Below are 23,873 nucleotides of genomic sequence, written 5' to 3'. Positions count from 1 at the left end.
ATGACAAAAATAAAATGTTTAGTGGTAGATGACGAAAAGCTGGCTCAGGATGTTTTGATTCATCACATTTCAAAATTTGACACTTTGCAGTTAGAAGGGGTCTGCAATAACGTTTTTGAACTAATCACGACTCTCAACAGAAATAAAGACATCGATCTCATTTTTCTGGATATTAAAATGCCGGAAATCAGCGGAACCGAATTCGTTAGCATGTTCAATAATCCTCCCGCCATCATCTACACCACGGCGTACAATCAATATGCATTGGATGCGTTTAACCAAAGTGCTATCGATTATCTGTTGAAACCCATCTCTTTGGAACGTTTTGCTAAAAGCATCCAAAAAGTAAGTCAATTCCTGAAACCTGTACAGCAAACCTCAGCATCCATCACTGCGGAAAAAGAGAATGACAGCTTTTATGTGAAAAGTGATAAGCGTTTAATCAAAGTTAACCCTGCAGAATTAATTTATATTGAAGGCATGGGCAATTATATTAATCTACATACTGAAGCCGGTACGATTATGATTCACGCAACCTTAACTTCTTTTGAGGAAAATTTAAAGCATCTCAATTACATTTGCAGGGTTCATAAGTCATTTTTCATCAACCTCAACAAAGTCAATTATCTCGAGCAGCATGTCATTATCTTGAGCAATAAAAAGAGTATTCCTATAGGGCTCAGTTACCGTGAACAGTTTTATGCTCAATTAAAAATCTTGCATATAAAGTAAGGCGAAAATATACATACAGCAAGTCTGAAGTAAGGCTACAAAAAATTTTGACGCAAAGTTTATGCATAATCCCGCTTTATTTTAAGGGGGCTAAGGGAGGCGACTTTGTCGCTGATGAAGCGATATGCTTAGACACACGCTTCAACGAAGCAACTTTGTTGATTCCAGTCTTTGCTCACTAAAGTAAATACAAAGAAACTAAGACTTTGCGTCACAAAAACTCCTTATCAGTACATTTTTCCTCTGCTCTATCTTATTTAGATAAATCGCTGAATTTATCTTAGAATTTTACATTTCTTCAAGTCTGTAAAAAGGATTAACGCAAAGTTTGTGTATAATCTCGCTCTATTTTAAGGGGGCTAAGGGAGGCGACTTCGTCGATGATGAAGCGATATGCTTAGACACACGCTTCAACGAATCAACTTTGTTGATTCCAGTCTTTGCTCCCTTAAAATCAACTGTTTCAAAAATTAAACCTTTGCGTCACAAAAAAATCATCATCAAAATAATATACATTTAATCAAAAAACACTCAGAATTACAGTTTTCTACATTTTTTGAACGAACCTCAACATATATTCAAATCACGGCTATTGCTTCATTACAAAATCCATTTGCCTGTCAAATCCTGTTCTTAGATCATCTGGTTGTGCTGGTATTTCAACATCCGGTTTAATTCCTTTAGGATCATTGATGAAATGAGGGGTTCTCATTCTGTATTGAAAAGTAGGAATCCAGACCAATGTTTTGGAATATGGTAATACAAATGCCTGTCCGCCTGCATTGCTGTAATTGCTTCCTTGTGAATATTCACCGTAAAATTTCCCAATTTTATGTTCTCTCATCAAAGCTAACAGATGCCCGGTAGTTGAAAAACATCCACCATTGATCAAAACGCTGACTTTTCCTTTGTAAAAATTGGGTTTGTTTTGTTGGAGTTTAAACCACCAATCTGTGCTGTTGATTTCTGTGTAGCAATTTAATCCATCCTTGGGTTTTGTTTCGTTCAGATTGATTTCTTCGATATTGTCCGGATATTGAGCATAATGCTTCCACTCTTTTACGCTTTTATATTTTGCTCCCCTATAATCAAAATAGTAATAAGGAGTACTGCTTAAATATGAAAACAGGTAGTTGGCAATATCTGCAGAACCACCGCTGTTATCCCGTAAATCGATAATTAAGTTTTTCGTTTTTAAACTGTCAAGTTGTGCGAAAAATCGGTCTAATTGTTTCTCTGCAATTTTCCGGTCTGCTTCATTATATCCATTTTCAAATGAACGAAATTTTAAAACAGCTAAGTCGTTTGTTCTGAACTCTGTAGTCAAAGGTTCTGTTTTTTTTGAAATATTGCTTGTATATTCCTTAAATGGCATTCCTTTGAATATCCCTTTTAGTTTATGGTGGTTACGATCTTCATATTCAATTTCAAACTTTTCTGTCTGATTGTAAATAAAATAATAAAAGGGGAAATTACTAAACCGCATATTGAGTCCTGTTTCGTTTCTGCCTTCAAGATGAATATATTGTTGAATTTCGTTCACTACAGTATTGATGTCTTTTCCATTGATCTTCAAAACTCTCAATCCTGCATATTCTTTATTTTCCGGAGATGATTGATCCAGATAATATTTGTCCTTAATTTTATAGATGCTGAAAGGAAAAACTAATCTGTCATTGAGCAAATTAATAATTCTTCCTCTATCAGCGGCTGTATGTCCGTCTTTGATTTTTGCCATTAAGGTGGCTGTCAATTTATAATATTCTACCAGGGAAAGATCCGTTTTTATGGAATTTTTTAAAGAGGAATATGTTTTATCAAATTCATTTTTTGAACAAAACATAAATTGCCCGGGATGAATGGTATTGGTTAAATGATAAAGTTCTGAAAACTCGGCAATAATGCTATCTTTCTTCAGTGATTTGTCAAGCAGTCCCGGTGTTTCTAATGCTGAGTTTTGTCCAAAAGTAAAATTGACTGTAAAAAATAAAAGCGGTAATAGTATTTTTAAACTCATTTTAAATGTTTTTGCTCTACAGCCGTTCGAATGATACACAGCAAGCGGAGGTATTTATGAAAAGCGGAAAATAGCAGCCAACCAATTCAGTCTTTACCCATTCAGTAAGCTGAGCCATTTTTTCTGAGCCAATTTACATTTTTCATGGCAGAAAATGGTAAACGCGGGGTAGCAACATTAAAATAAGTTTCAGCTTTCAACTGCCTTGTGAACAGCAACCTTATTTAATCTAATTCTACTGTGTATGAATTGGCATAACTCATCTCATTTAAATTGTTTCGTTCTTATGGTAAAAACAGACTTTTGATGTAAATTCGGTTGATAAAATTCATTATAAATTAACCTGTCACATCATATCCCCATAGATAAAAGGACAGAAACCATAGGCTCCTATCCTTAATTAATTAAAACCGTCTGAAAACAGATCTACTATTTTATCGGGATTTTAATATGCTCATTATCAAAGTTGAGAATCTTTAAGTCTATTAGTTTTTTTTCATGGTGTATATTGGCTTTTTCCAGTCTTTCCTTACGACTACAATATTTTCAAATACCGGAGACCGTATTCTGCAACGGCTCATTTTGTTTTCCAGTCTAAAAATGATACTATAAACTTTATAAATTTGATAAACTACTGCTTATCATCCTACAAATATGATCGTTTCAGGATACACTAAGCTATATATATCCGGAATAATCTTACATAAATCACACCTTTTACAGGTCCTCCAGATTTCCAAGGCGTCTTTGTTTCAGCTGCTTATAAAATGAAGGGGAAAGCCCTGTGATTTTCTTAAACTGGCTAGAGAGATGGGCCACACTGCTGTAGTGGAGTTTATAAGAGATTTCTGTAAGGTTGAGCTCATCATACAGCAACAGTTCTTTTACTTTTTCTATTTTATTAATAATGATAAAATGCTGCAGTGTCATTCCTCTTACTTCAGAAAAGGTATTGGCAAGGTAGGTATAGTCATATCCCAGTTTTTCGCTTACATAATCTGAGAAGTTTTCTTTTGGAAGCTCCTCTGAATAATGAATCATTTCTATGACTACATTTTTTATTTTTTCTATCAGGATACTTTTTTTATCGGCTAATACTTCAAGTCCTGTTTTAAGTAAATTCTCTTTCAGAATCTGCCTTTGTTCGGCGCTGATATTCTCCAGTAATTCTACCGTTCCCAAATCTACCACAGCATTTTTGATGCCCAATCTTTCCAGTTCCTGATGAACAACCATTTTGCAGCGCAAACTAACCATATATTTTATATACAACTTCATTCCCCTTACTGTTTATATCCGCCAATTATTTCATTAACAGCCATTTACTCAAAGTTAATCTATTAAATCGGAAATATCTATGATTTATACAACAAATTGAAAGACAATTATAAAGCTTTCCTTTTTAAATGGTTGAAATTTACAGTTCACAATAACACTTTACCATGCCCAAACTAAAAGAGGAAAAGAGAGCCCAGACACGGAGGAAAAGACCACAAGAAAATCAGGTCAGAATAAAAAAACACAATTAATAATAAACCTGAAATTATCTTCACAGATACTTTTCCTCCCAGATGGGAATTCGTATGAAGGGAATAGATTCCGGGTATCGTCATTCGGCTCTTTTAATTGCAAGGATGCATCAGGGCTATCTGCAGGGAACTCCAAGAGTTTCACAAAATATGGTATTGCAATGGTATCATCAGCACTTAACGAAATATCATCCAGTAAGATGAAGTATGTGATATGGAAATGCCTGAAAGGATCGGAAACAGATTAAGAAAACACTGTGAAGAGGATCTCCCATATTATAAAAGAAATTAATCTTTGATCATTAAATATTTTTACAATGAAAACAATACATCTCTTTCGGTTCAACGATTCTTTTTTCCGTAAAATTCCTTTCTTCAAAGAAGAGCACAAGTTGAAAACCGATGTAACAGAACTTGATATGATGGATATTGAAATAGTAACCGAATATATTGTGAAAACTCATGATGATTTTAGTTTCGACAACACTTCAAGAAATGACCTTTTATCTATGTGTAAAAAAGCTCAAAAAACAATTGAGCATTATTTTGTGATCAGATTGGATCACTATGATTTTATATGAAAATGCTAGAATAACAATCCCAACGGCAGCACTTTTTATGCTTAGTAACACTTTAATCTTTTTTGATCCGGCGGTTTACTACAAAAAATGGTAAAGAAAAATGACATCTCCTACATAGGCAGGTTTTGCATGATCTTTTATCAGAAGTTTCGCTTCCACCACTACCTTTACCGTCCCTCTCAGATCCGTCACCGATTGTACCGTGGCCTGTAGTTTCACATCACTTTCTACAGGAACAGCCTGGCCAAATCTAAAATTCTCAATCCCGTAATTGATTTCCATTTTCACATTTCTCACCTCTGCAATCTGTTTCCAGAGATAAGGAATGAGTGATAGTGTCAGATAGCCGTGAGCGATGGTAGATTTAAAAGGGCCCTCCTTTTCGGCTCTTTCTTTATCTGTATGAATCCACTGACAGTCTAAGGTTGCTGCGGCAAACCTGTCAATTTGATTCTGATCTATCGTATGCCAGGCAGAGGTTCCAATGACTTTGCCTTCAAGGGCTTTATATTCAATAAAATTGTTGATGATCATCATACCCGTACAATTTTCTTTTGTTTTTATGGTAAGCTAATTATTTCTTAAAAAACCTCTCACATAAAGCGAGAGGTAAATGAACATAATGAAAATAAAAAGTAATGTATTTATAGTAATGTCCGTTCAAAAACTATATCCAGACGAATAGGTATGGATTCTGAATTTGTAAAAAAATATAAAATTATGAAACTGGAATTGCAAAAAATTATCTTTTTAAATATCTACAGCCAGGGTTAGCTTATGCTAATTTTACATTAACAGCATTTAAACCCTTGTCACTCTTTTGTACATCAAAAACGACTTTATCATTTTCACGAATTGAAGCAACGCTCAATCCTGAAGAATGTACAAATATATCTTTACTCCCATCTGAAGGGGTAATAAATCCGAAGCCTTTTGCTTCATTGAAAAATTTTACGGTGCCTTGTTGCATTGTAATTATTATTAAAATTGAATATTATGTTCTGTAAACTCTACAGAATTTATTTATAAAATGATCTGACCGGCATTGTAAACCCGATCAGTTTTTGAATATTTTTAAGATCTGAACGCTCATCTGTATCGCAAAACGAAATAGCGGTACCCTCTGCTCCTGCCCTTCCGGTTCTTCCAATCCGGTGAACATAAGTTTCGGGAATATTAGGAAGTTCATAGTTGACCACATTAGGCAGGTCATCTATATCAATTCCTCTCGCTGCAATATCTGTAGCTACCAACACATTTATTCTGCTGTTTTTAAAATCATCAAGGGCATTTTGTCTTGCTGCCTGTGATTTATTTCCATGGATGGCTGCTGCAAAAATCCCTACATCCTCCAGCTGCTGAACAAGTTTATTGGCCACATATTTAGTACGGGTAAAGACCAATGATCTGACAGTATTTTTTTCCTGGAGTATATCAATCAGCAGATCTGTTTTATCTTTTTTCTCTACAAAATAGACGGATTGCTTAACGGTTTGGGCAGTTGAAGACACGGGAGTTACGGTAACCTCAACAGGATTATTCAGAATTGTTCCGGCAAATTTCTTTATGCTTACCGGCATGGTTGCAGAAAAAAACAAGGTTTGTCTTTTCCTGGGAATTAAATTTAAAACCTTTTTTACATCATTTACAAAACCCAGATCAAGCATTCTGTCTGCTTCATCCAAAACCAATATTTCAATCTTAGAGAGATCAATATGTCTTTGGTTCACCAGATCCAGTAATCTTCCCGGAGTGGCTACCAAAATGTCCACTCTTTTTCTCAGAGCAGCAAGCTGGCCTCCTATTGATACACCTCCAAAAACAGAAAGTTGGGATAAAGGCAGATATTTGCTGTAAATGCCAAAGTTTTCTTCAATCTGGATTGCCAATTCCCGGGTTGGAGTGAGAATTAAGGTACGTATTTCCTGATGTTCAGGATTATATCTTTTCAGTAACTGTAGTATAGGCATAGCAAATGCCGCAGTTTTCCCGGTCCCGGTTTGAGCGCATCCTATGATGTCTCTTCCTGCCAGGATATGTGGAATTGCAGTACGCTGTATTTCAGTAGGCCTGGAATATCCGGCTTCTGTTACAGCACGAATAATGGGATTGATTAAATTTAAGTTTTTAAAGCTCATTATAAATTCCGGTCTTCCGGTAATTGGTAAGCAAATCTGTTTATCAGAATTTGAATTGATGTAAGGATAAACAAATAAAGAGTACTTTTCCGGTTTATCATTTTGCTTGCTTTATCTGTAACAATATTCTTCAAATTGTTGATGACCAGCAATAACGTATCGCTCCTAATAATCATAGGACTTTTATAATCTTCGACTTTTCACTCATAAAGTAAAGATCATAAATGGGTAGCTGAAAAAGCAAAACTGGAAAAGAAAAATTGTGATTTTAGACTATTACAGAATAGCAAAGGCAGTGACCTGTTTTTATAATTCTTTTGCAAACCTACGATAAAAAAAACGAACAAAGCCACATTTAATTAATTGATTATCAAAAATTTATTCATACCTTCCGCACGTTAACCGAATTGTTTGCAGGCGCGGATGATTTTAAGCTCTCCCCAAAATGCAAACAGCCTTTCCCACTACCCATCCTCAGCCCCAAACCCTGAAATCATATGCGACACCGCATATAAAAATCGCCTATTTTATTATGATACATCACAAACCGCATGTATTCAAGGCAATGTTTCAGAAAATTTTTACAAAAGATCAGTTTTATCTTATTCATATTGACAGAAAGGCCCAGCCAGCCTTCACAGAAGAAATACAACTCTACATCACTCAATTTCCCAATGTCTTTATTTTAGATAGCCTGAATATTGTTTCAGGAGGCTTCAGTATGATCCAGGCAGAGCTTAATGCCATGGAGTTCCTCTTAAATGCAAGCCGGGAATGGGACTATTTCATTAATCTGAGTGGTGAAGATTATCCTCTTAAATCCCAGTCTATCATCCGTAAATTTCTTACGGTGAACAATGGCAGGAATTACCTGTTCTATTACGACCAGAAGTTTTACAGACCGGATACCCTGAAAAGAATACAAAATCATTTCACCGAATTGGCCTATATAATCTCCTCCTTCATTTACAAAAGAGAATTTATGAAAGGGGTAACTCCTTATATTGGAGGAAAATGGTTTATGTTTACAAGAGAAACCTGTGCTTTCTTAACCAGCAATAAAAAAGTAATGGATTTTGAGGATTACTACCTTCATACGTTTTTACCTGCTGAATCATTTTTTCAGACTGTTCTTATGAATACCTCATTTAATGATATTATCGTTAATGATGACAAAAGAGCCGTATTTGAGAAATCAATTTTCCAGAATAAGCAGGATACGCTGAATTATATAGAGTCTCTGAAATCGACCAATCAGCTTTTTATCCGAAAAATAAATAATAAAACGGATGAAAATATCCGAAGCTATATTGAAAACACTTTTTTTCTTCCTTTAACGGAGATTGATGAAGTGGAAAGAGAACTAAGAAGGGATGACCGGCAAAATAATTAATTTATTGTATCAACTTGCTATTCAACAGGAATGTTTTAATATCATTCACTACTTCATTCGGGCGCTCGTCTTTTACGCCATGCCAGGTGTTTTCATACACTTTGTGAATAATAAAAGGCTGATGCTCCTTTGTAAGCTTATCATTTTCTTCTTTAAAATCGAACCAGTCATTTTTACTGACAGGGTCTAAAATAAGCAAAGGTTTATTCAGATTCCGGTAAATGATTTTAGGATTTAATTGATGGGTAGAAGCTCCAAAAGCTGTTTTGGAAGTAAAAGGAGTGTAAATAATGGCAATGTTTTCTTCGGCAGAATTTTCTCCGGTAAGTTCTTCTGCACCGGGGTTTATTTCATATTTTCCGTTGGCGTTTTTCTTGATCCGGGCATAAGAGGTAAAAATTTCTTTTTTCAGTTTTTCATTTCCTTTGCCTTTTATCCCCCAATTGTTATACATAAACCAATATGCATCAAACTCATTATCAAAAACCATTGCTTTTTTGTCGGTATAATATTGTTTGGTTTCTTCAATATCTTTCGCAATGTTGGCCGCCTTTGCCTGAAAATCCCAGGCCACAGAACCGCCGTCTTCCAAAATAAGAGCCTGAACCGTTTCCGGATAAGCATCGTAAAATGCTGAACTTATGGTTCCGCCTCTCGACCAGCCTCCAATGATTGCTTTTTTAATTTTCATCTGGTCCAAAAGAAATTTAATATCATCTGCTACGTGATAAACAGACAGATTTTTTTGAGAAATAGACGTATATCCGTGGCCATAATAATCTATTGCAATCACATGCAGATTCATTTTTACCAATTGGTCTATAATTTCATATAATTCATAGCCATTGCTATACGTCCCGTGAATCCAGACAAGGGTTGGAGTTTTCTTACTTCCCCACTCCAGATAATGCATTTTTACATTATGGGTCTGAATATATTTTCCGTGTTCTTTTTCGTACTTCTCAAATTCGGGTTTTAAGGTCTGGAACAAATTCCGTTGTGCTACGGAATCTACGGCAGTTTTTGTCTGAGCATCTGCCGATAAATACATCATGAAAGAAAGCAACAGAATGATATTTCTTTTCATACTTCGCATGTTTTTACTTTGTTTACGTTGGTAGTGGTTATTAGTTTACGATACATAATCACACGAATAGATCAATTGCTTATGTTTCGCACCAACAATATTAATGAATTTATCATGTACTACAGCACTCATTTTACTGTTTACTTCATTTTTTATTGCGTATTTCCGCTACTCCAGCCTTAGTCAATTTAATCATTGAGTATTTTCCATCGGAATCTTTCATAAACTCAACGGTTCGACCTGAAGAATTTAGTCACGGCTAATGAGCCTTTTATCTATTTCAGAACGGTATCATAGATCTTATTCAACAGATCTTGTCTCATTTTTGAGTTTCTCTGGTCAAGAAGGATGATAATCCCCCATTTTTTGTTTCTGTTATAGCAAATGATGGAAGACTGCCCCATAGAATCCCCAGATTTCATATAAATGGTATTTTTATCATCAGTCACAATGTTCAGCCCCAGCCCCATTTCTCTTTTTTCATCTTTATACACGATTTTTTCTGTGATGACTGCAGCCTTGCCAACTGTTGTTTCATTATTTAAAACGGCTTTTAAATACGTAACCATATCGGAAGCATTGGATTTTACCAATCCGGCAGATGCTGTAATATTCCATTTGAAGAATTCCTGAATACCTCCGTTTGGATTGTGAGCTGTGGTTCTATTTTTCACGTTAAAATCCTTCGTGAATGTATTTTTCATGTGTAACGGTTTTATGATTTTAGCTCTGATGATTTCATCATAACTTTTGCCATATACTTTTTCTAATATTTGGCCCAGTAAAGTATATCCAATGGTAGAATATCTGTATTTACCATAGTCTTTCAGCTCACTGCAGTTATTGATGATCTCAGCCAGTGTTTGTGCCGTTACATTGCTTACAGGCTGTTGTGGATTCATTTCTATGAGCTTTGCAAAATCTATATCAGGTAAACCGGATTGATGTGAAGCGAGATCCGAAATTTTAATTTTATTCCTAAGATTTTGTTGCAGTACATATTCTTTGGGAAGAAAGCCGTCTATATAATCATCCAGCTTCAGTTTATGATCCAAAACGGCCTGAGCAATTAAATTGGATGTCAGGATTTTGGTAATGGACGCAATCTCAAACAGAGAATTTTCATCAATATTTGCCTGGCTTTCTGCATTCAGCTTACCGTGAGAGGTATAATATTCTTCATTATTACTGATAAAGCCTACGCTGATTCCTACTTCAGGATTTTTTTTATAATTATCGTTTATAATAGAATCAATTTTTTGGGAAAAGTTTTGTCCAAAAGAGAAGCTGCTTACAAATAATGCTATTGCTAAAAATTTTGATGAAGTTTTCATTGGATCGTTTTTTTGTGGGTTAAAAAATTATTTCGATACAAAGATGTGGAAGAAGACCTCAACAGGCGACCGAATAAAGGTATTCGATCTCATTTGTTCAAAAAAACAGGTACGATTCTTTACGAAAAAGAGTACGAGTAATTACAAAATACTAATATTCAATTTCTTACAAAAACAAATCAATGCATTATGTTTAAGCTTCTTAAAAGAAGTATTGAAAGAAAATTTTGAATTAAAAGCAAGTTCGAAGAGTATTTCAACGATAATTGTCTTACTTCTTTGTAGCTTCTTTTAAAAAACAGCAAAAAGACACCACTAAAAAAATGGTGTCTTTTTTATATTAATCAATAACTTTTTATGTGGTTAAATCTGGAGATCAAATATTGGAGAACTTTTTTGTTCCCTTCCTATTTTTCTATCAAACAAACCTACATGGTTGCTCTCGTTCTGCAATTACTCTTCCTGATTCTGTCACATACAATCTGACGAAACAGAGTGGGCTAATATTATATATTCTTTTGCCATATACTTCAACTCCCATCATACCTTTGTTATAATCAAAATTATAAATAACGATCTGTTGTTTCGGATAGACTTCTTTGAAACCTACAACCATCTCCGTCTGTTCTCCAATAATATGGATAAGTCTGTTTTTATCGTCTACGCCAAAATAACCGGGAGCAGGGACATTATATTCGTGTGGATCTAATCTGAGGGCATAATATTTAGAATCAGACTGATCATTAACAATTTCATCTTTGAGGCTGGCTACTCTACCATCAGGAATAAAAACGGCGTTTGGATCTTCATCTTCTGATTTAAAGTTATCACTTGCTTTTACGGAGCCGCTTACACTTAATTTATCTTTATCATTCGCCTCTCGCCCCATTCCGAAGAGCGTGGTATTAAGATTGAAGTTTAACCCGTCAACATTCCTAAAACCAGAGCCATAGTAATAATAATCTTTTCTTTTCGCTGCTAATAATCTCCTCAGTTTAACATCTATAATCCCTGATTCGCTACTACCGGCATAATTATCTGAAATAAATAATCCGGACCCTGTAATTGTTGTAAATTCTGCGTTTACCCGTAAACCATACTGAGCCACATTATTCCATTGCTGAATACTCGTTGTGGTAAGTTCCTGGGCCGTCCACACCTGTGCCCAATTAGACCAGACACCTCCGCTCATTGTCCTTTGGTAGGTTATATTGGTCGTATTCCCTGAACCAAATGCAGTTGCGGTCTGTTTTACCCAGGTCGTATCGTGAGTTTCAACAGTTACATACCACCAGCCGCTATTATTTGAAGGTGCATTAACTAATGCAGCCCCTCTGTAAAAACCTGTTTTAAGATAAGAGTTCAGATTTGAACCTGAGATGACAACGGATGTGCCGTTCGGGGTATTTACAAAGTTGGACTGTGCATAAGACTGTGTTGCCAATGCTACATATAATCCTGAATTATGATACATATACGGATATGCACCTCCATCCGCAGTAGGTATATTTCCAGATGAGAACCCTACTGCCGTAGCATTTTCCTGACCATTCGCTTTTGTACTCAGCTGGTTTAGATTTACTGCATGAGTTCCTAAAGTTCCTGCCGGGATAACCGGGCTTTGCGAGAAGGTATTGGTATTGGTAAATGTCTGCACTCCTCCCAGCGTGGCATAATTGTTTAACTGGGCATTTAGAGCCGTTTGTGTTACATAGCCTGTAGCATTAAAATTTCCTTCATGAAATATCCTCCATGATTGAGATCCATCTGCCGTTTCCACTCTCGGATCCAGTCCATTAGTTCCTCTGTTAATATAGATTCCGCCGCCACCTTTTTTATAGATCTTACCGCCATCAAAAAAATTGATCCCGGAATTGTCTTGATTAAAATTAATATTTCGATCAGAGTAAACTCCATTGACGTTAAATGTATAGAGGGTACCAGTTCCTCCATAATTAAACTGAGTATTGGTAGTAGACTGAAGTATTGTATTGGGTAGAAACGAATTTCCCAGGTACAAGGTATTTCCCTGAGGGCTTAATATCTGGCCTCCCGTCAAATTATCTGATCCCAGCGATCCTATATTCCCATTTAAAGTTCCATTCTGAGAATATCTGAGATAAGCTCCATTATTCTGGCTTCCCGGAACTCTTAATAGGAGTTGATCCCCATTAGTTCCATCCCATGAGGTAGACAATAACTTTTTCTGAGCATATGAATCTCCTACAGTAATTAAATCCGCTACAGCCCCATTAAAATGAATTGTTTCATTCTTAACATAGCAAGCTTCTTTTATTCTGGAAAATACAGAACTGTTGACTTCATAAATTTCAGCAAAAGCTAAACAGAATTCCATTGCAGTATCCGGACCTGCAACATACACATGGCCTCCATTGCCAAAATTAGTCCCGGTTCCGCATATCACTGCTCTCACATAGGTTTCCCATTTCCCGGTTCCTGCTTTTGAGGTCAACCAATTCACTGAAGCATTATCCCCCATGTAGTTTTCGGCATTATTGAATGAGTATCCTACAGGAAGCTTCGCCATAAACTTTTGAATGAATATGGCATTCGCTCTGGCTATAAATCCTATGATAAATCCACCTAAACCTGGAGTTGCTCCACCACCATTATAATTGAACCTCAACTGCATTCCTGATCTGTTCGGAAGATTAGCGGCAGCTTCTCTGGTCATCGTTACATTACCATTACCATAGTTATTGTAAACTCCTATTCCATTAAATCCGCTTCGGAATTCTTCATCTCCATATAAAGGATAAGCTCCCTGTAAAGCAAGATTGAGTAAAGAGATGGGGCCCATCTGCGGATTAGCTACCGATGACCTGTCCCATCCGGAATATATGGTATTTTGAAAACCTATCGTTTTAGTAGAATTGATGGTCTGATCTGAATACCTATTAATGTACTCGGTATTGTCTAAAGAGCCATCTGCCTTTAAAAACTGGGCGGCTGTACCGCCCGTCACTCTATAGCCTTTAGAAGTGTTATAATATGCGTATTTTACATCCATGTTAAATATCTTTACGGGTTACTGTTACGGATACAGTATTAGGTAAAGCAGAATCAAATTCAATATCTATTTTATTAGGATCGGTTAATTTTATCCTGCCATCAATTCTGTACAATGTCGTCGTATCATACATCACAACATCTACATTTCTGGAACCTAAATTGTGCGTCACTGTTGCCGTTCCGGAAATGGTTGTGATGTATGTTTTTGTAGCATTGCTTCCAGCAGTAACTCTACCTTTAGCATCTACTGTAACCTGGCTATAGGTACCGGCAGTTACTCCTGTTGCCGCTAATGTCAACGCTGCCGCTGCGTTTACTGAACCGTCAAAGGAAACACTCCACGTTCCGTCACCTGTAGCAGAAATAGTTCTCGGGGTTGTCAGTTTTGCAGCTGATCCCGTTGTATTCACTGATGCAGTCCCTGTAAGTAATGTCGCAGGAACAGCAATAACAGGAATGGTTACATTTCCGGAACCGTCAATGGATTGTGCTGTTGCCGTAACTCCGGAAAGCGTAATCGTCTGCGCTGTAGTCCATTTTGTTGCGGAAAGAACATTTTTTGCAGCATCTGCTGTGTTGTCTACATTCCCTAGACCTATATGGGTTTTGTTTAAAACAACAACACCTGTTAATCCGTTTACAGAGTCTACAGCTCCTGAGGTGATATACACAAACGTTGTTCCCGTCCATCGGTACGTTTTGTTAGTATCAAGAGATACATAAATTTTACCTGTTTCTCCAGCAATAAGGGTGGCATACCCAGCCTCTTTGTAAAACTTACCGTCCGCAGTTTTATAATATCCTTCCAACACATCATCTACATAAGATGGTAATTGAGAGGCAGGAACCAGCCCTGATGCGTCCAATGATGCCACTCCATTCGCGGCTCCTTTTTGTGCTAACGGGATATAATTAGCCAGATCCGATGTAGTAGGCATAGAGCCCAGATTCACCGTAATTCCGTTGGCAGTCTGACTGACTCCTGTAACTACATTCCCTGTACCTGAAGTAGTGACCGGCAAAGAAAAGCTAGTTCCCGTCAATGTCAAACCATTCCCTGCGCTGTAAGTGGTATCTACAGCTGCTAATGTGATTGTATTCCCGGCCTGGTTAATGGTCACATTAGCTCCTGCCGCAAGGGTAACATCTCCGGATACTAAAGAACCGGATGCCCCTCCCTTCAGACGGGTAATCGTGTCTGGCGTTGTAAATGATCTGTTTGCCGACAAATCAAAAGTGGTCCCGTTAATGGTTAAAGTTCTTGTTTTAGGCACATAATCTAACGGATTCAAATTTCCGTCATGCCAGAAAGAACTGATTGCTCTTGTGCCTCCTCCGGCTGTTAAAATATCATTGTCTGTTTTTCCTTCTATTTTATATCCAACAGAGCTTCGATAATAAGCGTATTTAATGTCCATAGTTATATTTTTTTAATGGTTAACTGAATTATGTTTGGTGGCACTGAGTCGAATAGTACTTCAATTGTATTGGGATCTATTCTTCTCACTTTAACAGGTATTGTAAACATGGTTACTGTGTCGTAAGCATCGATCACAAAACTTAATGTATCCAGATTATGTTTTATCCTGGAGTCTCCCCTGATTCTCTCTTCATATTTATTTTTTTCGGGATTGGCTGCATCTTCTATATTTTTAATTCTATTGTATACCTGATCGTTAAACTGATTCTGATAAGCAACCCCACTCCAGTTGGAATAGCTTCCGGCAAGGTGAACTTTATCATCTGAAATGCTGGTGATAATAGCCTCTTTAAGCCATTCTACCTGAGCCCTGTTTTCTTTGATATAGTTGACGATTTCCTGAATTGTATCAAGATTTGCATCATCAGACGCCAGTATTCTATTGATCTTTGCAATATGCTCAAGCATTTCATCATCCTTTGTCTGAAATGCATGCATAATTTCTCTTATCTGCTCTTTTGTATAGACATTTCCGGTTGCTTCAACGCCATCTATGGTCGCGGCTAATCTGATTTGTAATTTTTCTTTCCATTCGTCTATATTAGCCGCTGTAAGATTGGATGCGTTGCGTTTTGCCAGTACAGAAGTATGTGCGTTTTCATCTTCCAGGTGGTGGGTAAAAGTTGCGGAAGACAAGGTGTTTTGAAAGGCTTCACTCAGGCCCAGCACCTCATCCATTTTGATTTTTTCGTCTAAATGGCGGAATGAAGAAAAGGTCTCCTTAAACTGCTGTTCTGTAGGAAAATCACCTTTCTCAAACCAGCTGAAAATTATATTTAATGGTGTACTCATGTTTATTATTGAAATTAGTTTTGATACAATTGATTCGGGAAATACCTATATTGTTGGCAGGTCGATCGGCTTGAATGGAATTCTATATTCCTGAGCTGCTTCGGATTTTATTCCTTTTTATGACCTTATCAGCAGGTGAATTACTTACAGGGGCGTTATCAGGAAGACCATGAATTTTGCCAATGTCTGTTATTTTATCTGATCACAATATCATGTACATTTTTCTGCTTAATCTCTGATAATGATATTGTTTTGTAATTGCAATGCTCAAAATTCATTTTTTTTTTAATCATATCAAAGCTTTTTGCCCTCTCTATTCTGTAGCTGCAGTAGTCTCCTTTCAAAAGTGAACATTACCGGATGAATTCCCGAAAAACATCAGGTTGATTATTATGGAAAACTTTTGTATTTTTAGGTCAAAATACATTTACTGCCTGCTATACATGCAGCGAGAGCCAAACTCTGTTATTTATTCATGAAAAAACTCAATCCTGGTTATTTCGAATTTTTCTTTTTCGGATATGAAATTATTGTTATTGCTGTTCATGTAGTGGCTATATCATCTTATCTTTGCACCAAAGAAAAAAAGGAATTGTCCGAGGGTTTTCTGCGTTTGAAAAGCAAAAGCTGATGTAAAAAAATCAACACCCAACAAATATTATTTTTTATTACCCATTATTAACAACAAATTTTCTCAATCATGAAGTTAGAATTATATCAGATCGATGCGTTTACAGAAGAAATTTTCCGTGGAAACCCAGCGTGTGTTGTTCCGTTAAAAACCTGGTTACCGGACGAGATTCTCTTAAAAATAGCCCGCGAAAATGCCGTTGCAGAAACTGCTTTCTTTATTGATAATGGCAATACCATTCATCTGAGATGGTTTACTCCGGAAATAGAAATGGACCTATGCGGACATGCTACCCTGGCCACCGCTCACTGCCTGGCCTCCATTTTAAATTATCAGAATGACAGAATTGTCTTTGAAACGAAAAGCGGTGAGCTAACTGTAGAGGTAAAAGATGGATTCTATTATATGAATTTCCCGTCAAGAATGCCTGAAGCCTCCACTCTTCCGGATGCCATTGTGCAGGCTCTCAATATACAGCCTAAAGAGGTTTTCCTATCAAGAGATTACGTTCTTGTATATGAGTCTGAGGAAGATATTAAAAAAATCGAAGTTGAAAGATCCGTTTTGGACCTCATCAATCTGGATCCGGGAGGAGTTGTTGTAACGGCGAAAGGGAGTGACAGTGATTTTGTGTCAAGGTATTTTACCCCGCAATCATCAATTCTTGAAGATCCTGTAACGGGTTCTGCCCATTGCTCACTTATTCCTTTCTGGGCAGCAAGGTTAGGAAAAGATAAGCTTTTCGCCCGTCAGCTATCGGAAAGAGGTGGCCAGCTTTATTGTGAAAACAAAAACGAAAGAGTGATTGTAGCAGGTAAAGCCAGAACCTATTCTATGGGACATCTATGGATAGAATAACATTATTTTGAAAAGCTACTTTCAGAATCCACAAAATCGACAAATATTTACGTATTTGTCGATTTCTTTATATAATCAGACCACCCGAAAGCTCGCTGTTTTTTTAACCTTCTTATTTTAGACTTTTTTGTTTAAAATTCTCCGTCTCTGTTTTTATTCCCAAGATTTTTTATTTGGAAAAGAACAGATCCGCTTCAGCTTTTCTTCTTCTGATCAGTCCATTCAGCGTTTTTCCGCCAGCAGTAATGTATTTGGTAGTAAACCAATTTCTGATCTCCGTTTCTCCTGCTTTTTTATTGACCAAAGAAAACAAGCCATCTGAACCTCCGGTATTGTAAGTATGTGAGACAAGAGCATCAAATTGATTTTGGGTAAGCGTTGTTTTTACCTTATTGCTGACTATTTTTTCATAGGTTGGCAACACCGTTGCAAACAATTCTGCTCCTTTTTCTCTTGTAATAGCCGGATCTTTCATGGTCACTTTTCTGCCACCGGGATAATAGGTATTTCCGTATCCGATGGTGGGAATTTTTGCTGAATCCAGATAAGGTTCCGAACTGAAGCCTTCAAATGATAAGATTAAGTTGATTCCTTTTTGTGATGTTTTCATTTTTTAAAATATTTATAGGTGAAAAAGATGAGTATCAGAGTGATTCCAATGATGGTAATGAAAATCCAGGCTGCAGCTTCAAAACCGGTTGACGTGATTTTTTTGGTCTTTTCAGAGACTTTTGAAGCAACTTCTTTGGTTGTTTCTTTTGTCAAAGTTTTCTGTACTGAATCCTGAATGATGCTGGCAGATTCTTCTTTTTTAATCTCTGATTTTTTATGATCTTTTTTTACATAATGGCTTTTGACCAAATATTCTGCGTTTCCTGTGATGGAGATACTTTGAATGGTATCTCCTTCCACCACATTATGAAAGACAAAAGGATTGGATGCATCAGATTTACCTTTAATCAGAATATCCCCGGACATTTCATTTTTCTTTTCCTGGATCAGAACTTCTGCATTCTCACTCTGAGCCGATTTTGAGTCATGTAAACTCATAGAATCAGCTTTTATACTTTCTGTTTCTTTTGTATTTTCTTTATAAGTTGTTGTGATTTTATGTTTGCTCCGGCAGCCCATCATGAGGCTGCTCAGTAGTACCAGCAATAGAATTTGTGCTTTCATCAGCTTTATTTTTGAAATTAATAGAAATACTTTTTTACAACGGACAAGAAACAATTTGACTGAACAGCAATATCTTACATGAATATTTTATCTTCTTTCACATATTCTTTTTTGATGCTTTCCAGTAGCATGTCTGCACTTACTTTGTAATCTGATTGTTTTAATCCGATTGTTTTTAAGCTGACATCCTGTATTACATTCATAATATTGGAGCCACTCAGTTCGTATTGTTTGGCAATCTGATCTAAATCAATATCTTCAAGTTGTAACTGTTTCGGTAAATTTTGCTGCCAGATACGCAGACGCTCCTCATGCTTTGGATTATTGAATTGTATGCAGCTATGAAAGCGTCGCGTAAAGGCTTTATCCATATTATTTTTGAAGTTGGATGCCAGAATAATAAGTCCTGAAAATGTTTCTACCCGCTGCAGCAGATAAGAAACTTCCTGATTGGCGTATTTATCATGGGCATCCCGTACATTGGTTCGTTTTCCGAAAATAGCATCGGCTTCGTCAAAAAATAAAATCCAGTTTTTGTTTTCTGCTTTATCAAATAGTTTTGCCAACTGCTTTTCTGTTTCACCGATATATTTAGAGACCAGCATGGAAATATCAACTCTGAAGACAGGGCGTTGGGTATATTTTCCTAAAAGGCTTGCTGCAAGAGTCTTCCCGGTTCCCGGCTCACCGTAAAACAAGACTCTAAAGCCCGGTTTCAATTTTTTCTGCATATCCCAATCCTCCATGAGAATCCGGCTGCTATGGTACCAGGTTTCAATACTCTGAAGTTCATCCAGCGTGTTTTTAGGAAGGATCAAATCTGCCCATGATCTGCGGGTGTGCAGTTGTTCTGCAGGGAAGTCATTGCTCATTTTCGGTAATGATTCCAATCCAAACATGATCATATTAAAGGCTTCGTGATGAACACTTATCGGGCTGTTCACAGAGGTATCTGAAAAAACAATGATTTCTTCTCTGGTCAAAGCTGAATGGGAAGTGAAATAATCCATCGCCTTCAATCGCTCTGAAATGCTGTCGCCACCTAAAATATACTGAACGGCCTGAATGGTTGGATAAAAGAGTCTGCCGTTATCATTGGCTGAACAAAAATCAAACAGCGCACTATTGGGATACTCCAGGTAAATGCGTTTCAGCAATGACGGATCCAGTTGTGGCAATAGGGCCATTAAAAGAATAACAACTTCCTGATGGGCAAGCGCTCTCCCTGAAATATAGTTTCCTAATTGAAAACCTTCATGGTCATCAGCATTAAATTCAGGGGCTCCTATATTAAAATCTTCTGAAGGATTCTCGATACGCCATGTAATGACCTCTTCCAGATGGGTAAATAAGTTTTGTAATTGTACGGAATTCATTGGTTTTTAGTCTTTTTATTTTCGGAATAGGATGTACCCTATCTTAGGGATGCATCACTATATTTTATGATTGGTTTTAAGAAACACCGGGAAAGCATTTCACATTTGAGCGTCTCTCCTCAGCTGCCATAGAATTGTTTTGGAGAAAGTTCAAAATTGATGTTTTTTTTGCTGTTATAGAAGTTTTCCAGCCTCTCTGTTCTGTAGCTGCAGCAACTTATATTTTGCTGATAAACAGAATATTGAAATTGAATTACAAGCACAAAATTGATACTTTTTTTGCTATTATAAAAGTTTTTTGGCCTTCTTATCCTGTAGTTGCAGCAGCTCTTATTATTCTTGTTGAATGAAACAATGTATTTTAAAAAACGCAAAAACTTTCATTTGAATGTTTTATTTTAGGGAGCAAAGAAGAGCAACTTAGTCGCTGAAGAAGCTTCATGAATATGCATTCGCTTAGAAAGAATCAATGAAATGGATTCCATTCTTTGTTTCCTTAAGAATATGGGATAAGATTCTAAAAATCTTTGCGTCGATTAAATTCCACAAACACAAGCAACACGATTTCCCAACTTTTGCGCTTGATCCGTTTTGTTAAAATGTGAAAGCCTGAACGATGGAACAGTTAATAGACTTTGGTGTTGATCCGTTAGATACGGCAAGCGAGAGAGAAATAGCCTCAGTAGTAGATGTTATGGATTGAATTTTGGTAGTATTCCCTACTGTAAGAAATTGGGTATATACATTTCCCTGCCTCATCACAACGATATTGGCATTCAGCATTATGGCTCCAGGTTCTATTTTTGTCTGAAGGGACATTGTATTGTTCCAAACGGCCATAGACTGATACCCTCCACTTCTAAAACTCGCATTGATCACTCTAAGAAAAGAATTATCCGCCAGTGCCAAAGGCATATTATTTTGAAGCAGCCCCAGATAGCCATAGAAATCATTTACTTCTGTAACCCCAACTCCAGTCATGGAAAGAGACAGGTTCATTTCCAGATAGAAATTCGAATTCACTCCAAAAATAGCTTCACTCTTCGCCGCTCCTACAATTACATTAGGTTCATAGGCATATGCCTTATTATTGACATTGGAATTGTAGTTGAACATACCGCCATTGGTTGTAAACACACTTCCTTCCTGTCCACCTGTATAGGTTTTCGTTTCCCATTTGAGCTTACTGACGTCAATACTGTTAATGGTGTTGACGATATTGATTGAGCTTGTGGTTCTGTGAACCTGTGGCATTGGGGAAGATGTTCTTATCATCAGATTGTACTGGGTTCCGGCCTGTAATGAATCTCCATAGACGGATACAATCATAGACTGACCGTTGGCAACAGTCTGGAATCCTAAGCAATCTATCTCACCTACTCCGGTCGCATTGGCAACGGGTATAAACCTTACAGAAGTGGAGGCAGGATTTATATTTAAATTGAGCCCCTGTAACACAAGATAGTTGACAATATGATCATTTTTGATCACGGTGGGAGTAATACCATATACATTCAAGCTTCCGTTTGAATACTGGTTATTCCAGTCTGTTCCGAATTTCTCTTTCTGCGCCGGTGTTAACAAAGACGGCAGCTTTAAAAATTCAGCAGGAAAATCTTCCGTCATTAAAACTGTTTTTTTGGTTCCTCCGCTATCTGTAAATAATAATTTTTTGTTGGCAGAAGTAATCTGATTCACCAAAGTTTCATTATTTTCGTCCAAAACGTAAGCTTTACTTCTTACTCTTCCGTTGTTTAAATGAAGTGCTTCTGTAGGTGAAGTCGTATCGATCCCAAGTTTTCCTGCATTATTATACACATTAGACTCCTTGAAATTATTGCCGTCCCATTGAAGTAAATAATTTGTAGCAGGAGATATTGTAGCGTAAATAGGTCCGGGGCCAAGGTTTCGAACAAAGAAATTACCATTAATGGCAGGTTTGTTCATTTTCTCATTCAAAGCGGTCTGCAGTCCTTCCACCATTCCCATTGTGATATTGGTCATCCCAGTCGGCAGATAATTTTTCTTATCTCTTTTTTCACCTCCTTTGAATATATAAAGCGTGTAGTTTCCATTATTTACAGGAATTGCAATAAAATCGTTATTTTCAAACTGATATGCATTTGAATTGGCTGCAAAGTCCGAAATTGTAGTTTCAACAGCTTCAATAATCGTAGTAAGCCCCAGTGCTTCTATTTTCTCGGCCAGGATCTTTCCGCTGCTATCGGTATAATCTCTGTGAGACATAAACAGATCATCCGCCTGAGTTTTGGTATACACATTTCCTGATTGAGGATTGCTTCCTCCCTTATCCACCGTAGCAACGTTGGAGGGAAGAATAGACTCATCTTTGTGCCAGAACGAGGACCATGAATCTCTAAACTGTTCCTGGGTTGGCAAATCACCACTTTCGAAGTAGCTGTAAATGGTTTCTAATGGTATTGACATATAATTTATTTTATTGATTTGTGATTTTTGTTTTTTAGAATTATAGAGCTGTAACCTCTATAAAGTTTTTTGTAGTGGTTGGACCAGATTTTATCTTTCTATAATCATTTAGTGATATGGTATGGTCTGCCCTTGAGTTACTGTTGTTTTTTTAACAGCTTTGTCTTTATACAGACATTTTATGGTTTTTGATAAGAAGAAATTTGGAATGATGATGATTGAAAAAGGGTGCAAACTAGTGATATTCAATACTCTTTACACTGATTATTTTCCACCCGGAGCATAAGTACATTCGATTCTGACATTTCTGGTTTCCTTTATTTCGCCACTACCAATACCTTGATTGTTTTGTCCCGCCTCGAGGTAAGTTGTTGCTAAAAGCTTGTTATGATCTTCATCATAGACATTGCATTCTATGGACCGATTGATTCCCTGAAGGTCTGCTCTGAGAGATAGATACAAAGAATCCCAGGCATCATAATGATCGGTAATAATATCTTTATCAGTATATTCACTGCTCCAGTAGCCTCCTTGCAGGATGTATTGAACGGGTGCCTGAGTTTTATTAACAATCTTAATATGGGTGTTGACAATATTAACTTTTTGCCCTAAATCCATCTTATTTATAGATAAGTTTCCCCTTTTCCCCTTCAGTGTTCCAAGCACAAACCCTTCAGGAATCTTAGGCAATGTATTCCCAAACAGTCTATTTACTGTGGAGCCATCATCCATTTGAAACGCTACACTATAATATTCTGTCTCTTTTAATCCTTCTGTCGGGAGATCTTTTGCTTTAATGACATATGGCCCAGTCCCAAATAAATAGGATTTTTTATCATTGTAGGGAACGTCATCTACTGTGATTACCTGATCTTCTTCCTCCTCTGAACTTGCAGTGAACAGGTATTTTTTACCTTGAAGATTGTATGCATAATAAGTTATACATGCATTATTCATAAACACCCAACTCAAACTATTGGCCATGATCACCGCATCTTTATTGGTTGGAATGTCTCCTTTATGTCTCAAAGAATCGATCAGATCTGAAAATTGGTTTTGGGTAGGATATTTACCGGTTTCGAAATAGGTTTTTAATTGGTCTCTTGGGGCTAATTTATTATCTTCCATGGTATTTTAGTCTTCTTTACATTGATGCTTATTGTATCATCATCTTTTGGTTTCTTATGATTATTGATGTTCTATTTTTAAAGTTTGAAACTCATTTTTTTCTTCCCGGAATTTTTTTTTTGGCTTTCACCAAATGCTGT

General features: G+C 36.8%; 20 protein-coding genes. 5 read left to right on the top strand and 15 right to left on the bottom strand.

The annotated features are described in order from the left end of the window. Entirely contained in the window at nt 1–732 is a 732-nt protein-coding gene (locus tag AC106K_RS13190) for a LytR/AlgR family response regulator transcription factor (RefSeq protein ID WP_482445957.1), read from the top strand. 589 nt (nt 733–1,321) lie between these two features. Here the strand turns inward: AC106K_RS13190 and AC106K_RS13185 are convergent. Continuing rightward, entirely contained in the window at nt 1,322–2,749 is a 1,428-nt protein-coding gene (locus AC106K_RS13185; RefSeq protein WP_482445955.1) for a S41 family peptidase, read from the bottom strand. Nucleotides 2,750–3,466: 717 nt separating this feature from the next. Beyond that, on the bottom strand, nt 3,467–4,027 hold the full coding sequence (locus AC106K_RS13180) for a helix-turn-helix domain-containing protein (RefSeq protein ID WP_482445954.1): 561 nt from the start codon (nt 4,025–4,027) through the stop codon (nt 3,467–3,469). Nucleotides 4,028–4,332: 305 nt separating this feature from the next. On the opposite strand from AC106K_RS13180, the gene AC106K_RS13175 reads away from it, so the two are divergent. Together AC106K_RS13175 and AC106K_RS13170 are read left to right on the top strand one after the other, a co-directional pair. Next, complete coding sequence (locus AC106K_RS13175) at nt 4,333–4,482, top strand: hypothetical protein (protein ID WP_482445952.1); 150 nt, start codon at nt 4,333–4,335, stop codon at nt 4,480–4,482. A 113-nt stretch (nt 4,483–4,595) separates the two neighbouring features. Beyond that, complete coding sequence (locus AC106K_RS13170; RefSeq protein ID WP_482445950.1) at nt 4,596–4,859, top strand: heme oxygenase; 264 nt, start codon at nt 4,596–4,598, stop codon at nt 4,857–4,859. Nucleotides 4,860–4,937: 78 nt separating this feature from the next. Here the strand turns inward: AC106K_RS13170 and AC106K_RS13165 are convergent, their stop codons facing one another. From AC106K_RS13165 to AC106K_RS13155, 3 genes are all read right to left on the bottom strand, one after another. Next, nucleotides 4,938–5,396: a MaoC family dehydratase gene (locus AC106K_RS13165; protein WP_482445948.1), complete on the bottom strand. Its 459-nt coding sequence runs from the start codon at nt 5,394–5,396 to the stop codon at nt 4,938–4,940. 238 nt (nt 5,397–5,634) lie between these two features. Further along, complete coding sequence (locus tag AC106K_RS13160; RefSeq protein ID WP_412850865.1) at nt 5,635–5,829, bottom strand: cold-shock protein; 195 nt, start codon at nt 5,827–5,829, stop codon at nt 5,635–5,637. Between the two features lie 49 nt (nt 5,830–5,878). Continuing rightward, nucleotides 5,879–6,997, bottom strand: a complete 1,119-nt coding sequence (locus AC106K_RS13155; RefSeq protein WP_185287939.1) for a DEAD/DEAH box helicase — start codon at nt 6,995–6,997, stop codon at nt 5,879–5,881. Nucleotides 6,998–7,442: 445 nt separating this feature from the next. Here AC106K_RS13155 and AC106K_RS13150 point away from each other — a divergent pair, with 445 nt between their 5' ends. After that, nucleotides 7,443–8,390: a beta-1,6-N-acetylglucosaminyltransferase gene (locus AC106K_RS13150; protein WP_482445945.1), complete on the top strand. Its 948-nt coding sequence runs from the start codon at nt 7,443–7,445 to the stop codon at nt 8,388–8,390. A 1-nt stretch (nt 8,391) separates the two neighbouring features. On the opposite strand, the gene AC106K_RS13145 is transcribed toward AC106K_RS13150, so the two are convergent. The 5 genes from AC106K_RS13145 to AC106K_RS13125 form a co-directional block, all read right to left on the bottom strand. Continuing rightward, on the bottom strand, nt 8,392–9,477 hold the full coding sequence (locus tag AC106K_RS13145; protein ID WP_482445943.1) for an alpha/beta fold hydrolase: 1,086 nt from the start codon (nt 9,475–9,477) through the stop codon (nt 8,392–8,394). 275 nt (nt 9,478–9,752) lie between these two features. Beyond that, complete coding sequence (locus AC106K_RS13140; protein ID WP_482445942.1) at nt 9,753–10,811, bottom strand: serine hydrolase domain-containing protein; 1,059 nt, start codon at nt 10,809–10,811, stop codon at nt 9,753–9,755. A gap of 418 nt (nt 10,812–11,229) precedes the next feature. Further along, complete coding sequence (locus tag AC106K_RS13135) at nt 11,230–13,842, bottom strand: hypothetical protein (RefSeq protein WP_482445940.1); 2,613 nt, start codon at nt 13,840–13,842, stop codon at nt 11,230–11,232. Between the two features lies 1 nt (nt 13,843). Next, nucleotides 13,844–15,262: a hypothetical protein gene (locus tag AC106K_RS13130; protein WP_482445938.1), complete on the bottom strand. Its 1,419-nt coding sequence runs from the start codon at nt 15,260–15,262 to the stop codon at nt 13,844–13,846. Between the two features lie 2 nt (nt 15,263–15,264). Continuing rightward, nucleotides 15,265–16,116, bottom strand: a complete 852-nt coding sequence (locus AC106K_RS13125; protein ID WP_482445936.1) for a hypothetical protein — start codon at nt 16,114–16,116, stop codon at nt 15,265–15,267. A gap of 700 nt (nt 16,117–16,816) precedes the next feature. Between AC106K_RS13125 and AC106K_RS13120 the strand changes: the two genes are divergently transcribed. Beyond that, on the top strand, nt 16,817–17,605 hold the full coding sequence (locus AC106K_RS13120; RefSeq protein ID WP_482445934.1) for a PhzF family phenazine biosynthesis protein: 789 nt from the start codon (nt 16,817–16,819) through the stop codon (nt 17,603–17,605). 169 nt (nt 17,606–17,774) lie between these two features. Here AC106K_RS13120 and AC106K_RS13115 read toward each other — a convergent pair whose 3' ends face one another. The 5 genes from AC106K_RS13115 to AC106K_RS13095 all read right to left on the bottom strand — a co-directional run bounded on the left by AC106K_RS13115 (nt 17,775) and on the right by AC106K_RS13095 (nt 23,733). Then, nucleotides 17,775–18,215, bottom strand: a complete 441-nt coding sequence (locus AC106K_RS13115) for a lysozyme (RefSeq protein WP_482445932.1) — start codon at nt 18,213–18,215, stop codon at nt 17,775–17,777. After that, nucleotides 18,212–18,781, bottom strand: coding sequence for a hypothetical protein (locus AC106K_RS13110; protein ID WP_482445930.1), 570 nt, complete (start codon nt 18,779–18,781; stop codon nt 18,212–18,214). The genes AC106K_RS13115 and AC106K_RS13110 overlap by 4 nt, the downstream gene beginning before the upstream one ends. A 74-nt stretch (nt 18,782–18,855) precedes the next feature. Further along, on the bottom strand, nt 18,856–20,157 hold the full coding sequence (locus AC106K_RS13105; protein ID WP_482445928.1) for an ATP-binding protein: 1,302 nt from the start codon (nt 20,155–20,157) through the stop codon (nt 18,856–18,858). A 594-nt stretch (nt 20,158–20,751) separates the two neighbouring features. Further along, nucleotides 20,752–22,605, bottom strand: coding sequence for a hypothetical protein (locus tag AC106K_RS13100; RefSeq protein WP_482445927.1), 1,854 nt, complete (start codon nt 22,603–22,605; stop codon nt 20,752–20,754). A 264-nt stretch (nt 22,606–22,869) separates the two neighbouring features. Next, nucleotides 22,870–23,733 carry a hypothetical protein gene (locus tag AC106K_RS13095; RefSeq protein ID WP_482445925.1) on the bottom strand — a complete coding sequence of 288 codons (864 nt, stop codon included), beginning with the start codon at nt 23,731–23,733 and terminating at the stop codon, nt 22,870–22,872. Nucleotides 23,734–23,873: the final 140 nt, after the last annotated feature.

The sequence above is a fragment of the Chryseobacterium sp. FR048 genome, from assembly GCF_056844665.1.
Note: the sequence above shows the minus strand (reverse complement) of the source record. Positions and strands in the feature narration are given on the sequence as shown.

Bases quoted from the DNA above. Each gene is read 5' to 3' on its own strand.
- AC106K_RS13155 (WP_185287939.1), bottom strand. From the start codon at position 6,997: ATGAGCTTTAAAAACTTAAATTTAATCAATCCCATTATTCGTGCTGTA.
- AC106K_RS13095 (WP_482445925.1), bottom strand. From the start codon at position 23,733: ATGGAAGATAATAAATTAGCCCCAAGAGACCAATTAAAAACCTATTTC.
- AC106K_RS13115 (WP_482445932.1), bottom strand. From the start codon at position 18,215: ATGAAAACATCACAAAAAGGAATCAACTTAATCTTATCATTTGAAGGC.
- AC106K_RS13120 (WP_482445934.1), top strand. From the start codon at position 16,817: ATGAAGTTAGAATTATATCAGATCGATGCGTTTACAGAAGAAATTTTC.
- AC106K_RS13140 (WP_482445942.1), bottom strand. From the start codon at position 10,811: ATGAAAACTTCATCAAAATTTTTAGCAATAGCATTATTTGTAAGCAGC.
- AC106K_RS13165 (WP_482445948.1), bottom strand. From the start codon at position 5,396: ATGATGATCATCAACAATTTTATTGAATATAAAGCCCTTGAAGGCAAA.
- AC106K_RS13175 (WP_482445952.1), top strand. From the start codon at position 4,333: ATGAAGGGAATAGATTCCGGGTATCGTCATTCGGCTCTTTTAATTGCA.
- AC106K_RS13110 (WP_482445930.1), bottom strand. From the start codon at position 18,781: ATGAAAGCACAAATTCTATTGCTGGTACTACTGAGCAGCCTCATGATG.
- AC106K_RS13105 (WP_482445928.1), bottom strand. From the start codon at position 20,157: ATGAATTCCGTACAATTACAAAACTTATTTACCCATCTGGAAGAGGTC.
- AC106K_RS13180 (WP_482445954.1), bottom strand. From the start codon at position 4,027: ATGAAGTTGTATATAAAATATATGGTTAGTTTGCGCTGCAAAATGGTT.
- AC106K_RS13100 (WP_482445927.1), bottom strand. From the start codon at position 22,605: ATGTCAATACCATTAGAAACCATTTACAGCTACTTCGAAAGTGGTGAT.
- AC106K_RS13150 (WP_482445945.1), top strand. From the start codon at position 7,443: ATGCAAACAGCCTTTCCCACTACCCATCCTCAGCCCCAAACCCTGAAA.
- AC106K_RS13135 (WP_482445940.1), bottom strand. From the start codon at position 13,842: ATGGATGTAAAATACGCATATTATAACACTTCTAAAGGCTATAGAGTG.
- AC106K_RS13185 (WP_482445955.1), bottom strand. From the start codon at position 2,749: ATGAGTTTAAAAATACTATTACCGCTTTTATTTTTTACAGTCAATTTT.
- AC106K_RS13160 (WP_412850865.1), bottom strand. From the start codon at position 5,829: ATGCAACAAGGCACCGTAAAATTTTTCAATGAAGCAAAAGGCTTCGGA.
- AC106K_RS13190 (WP_482445957.1), top strand. From the start codon at position 1: ATGACAAAAATAAAATGTTTAGTGGTAGATGACGAAAAGCTGGCTCAG.
- AC106K_RS13130 (WP_482445938.1), bottom strand. From the start codon at position 15,262: ATGGACATTAAATACGCTTATTATCGAAGCTCTGTTGGATATAAAATA.
- AC106K_RS13125 (WP_482445936.1), bottom strand. From the start codon at position 16,116: ATGAGTACACCATTAAATATAATTTTCAGCTGGTTTGAGAAAGGTGAT.
- AC106K_RS13170 (WP_482445950.1), top strand. From the start codon at position 4,596: ATGAAAACAATACATCTCTTTCGGTTCAACGATTCTTTTTTCCGTAAA.
- AC106K_RS13145 (WP_482445943.1), bottom strand. From the start codon at position 9,477: ATGAAAAGAAATATCATTCTGTTGCTTTCTTTCATGATGTATTTATCG.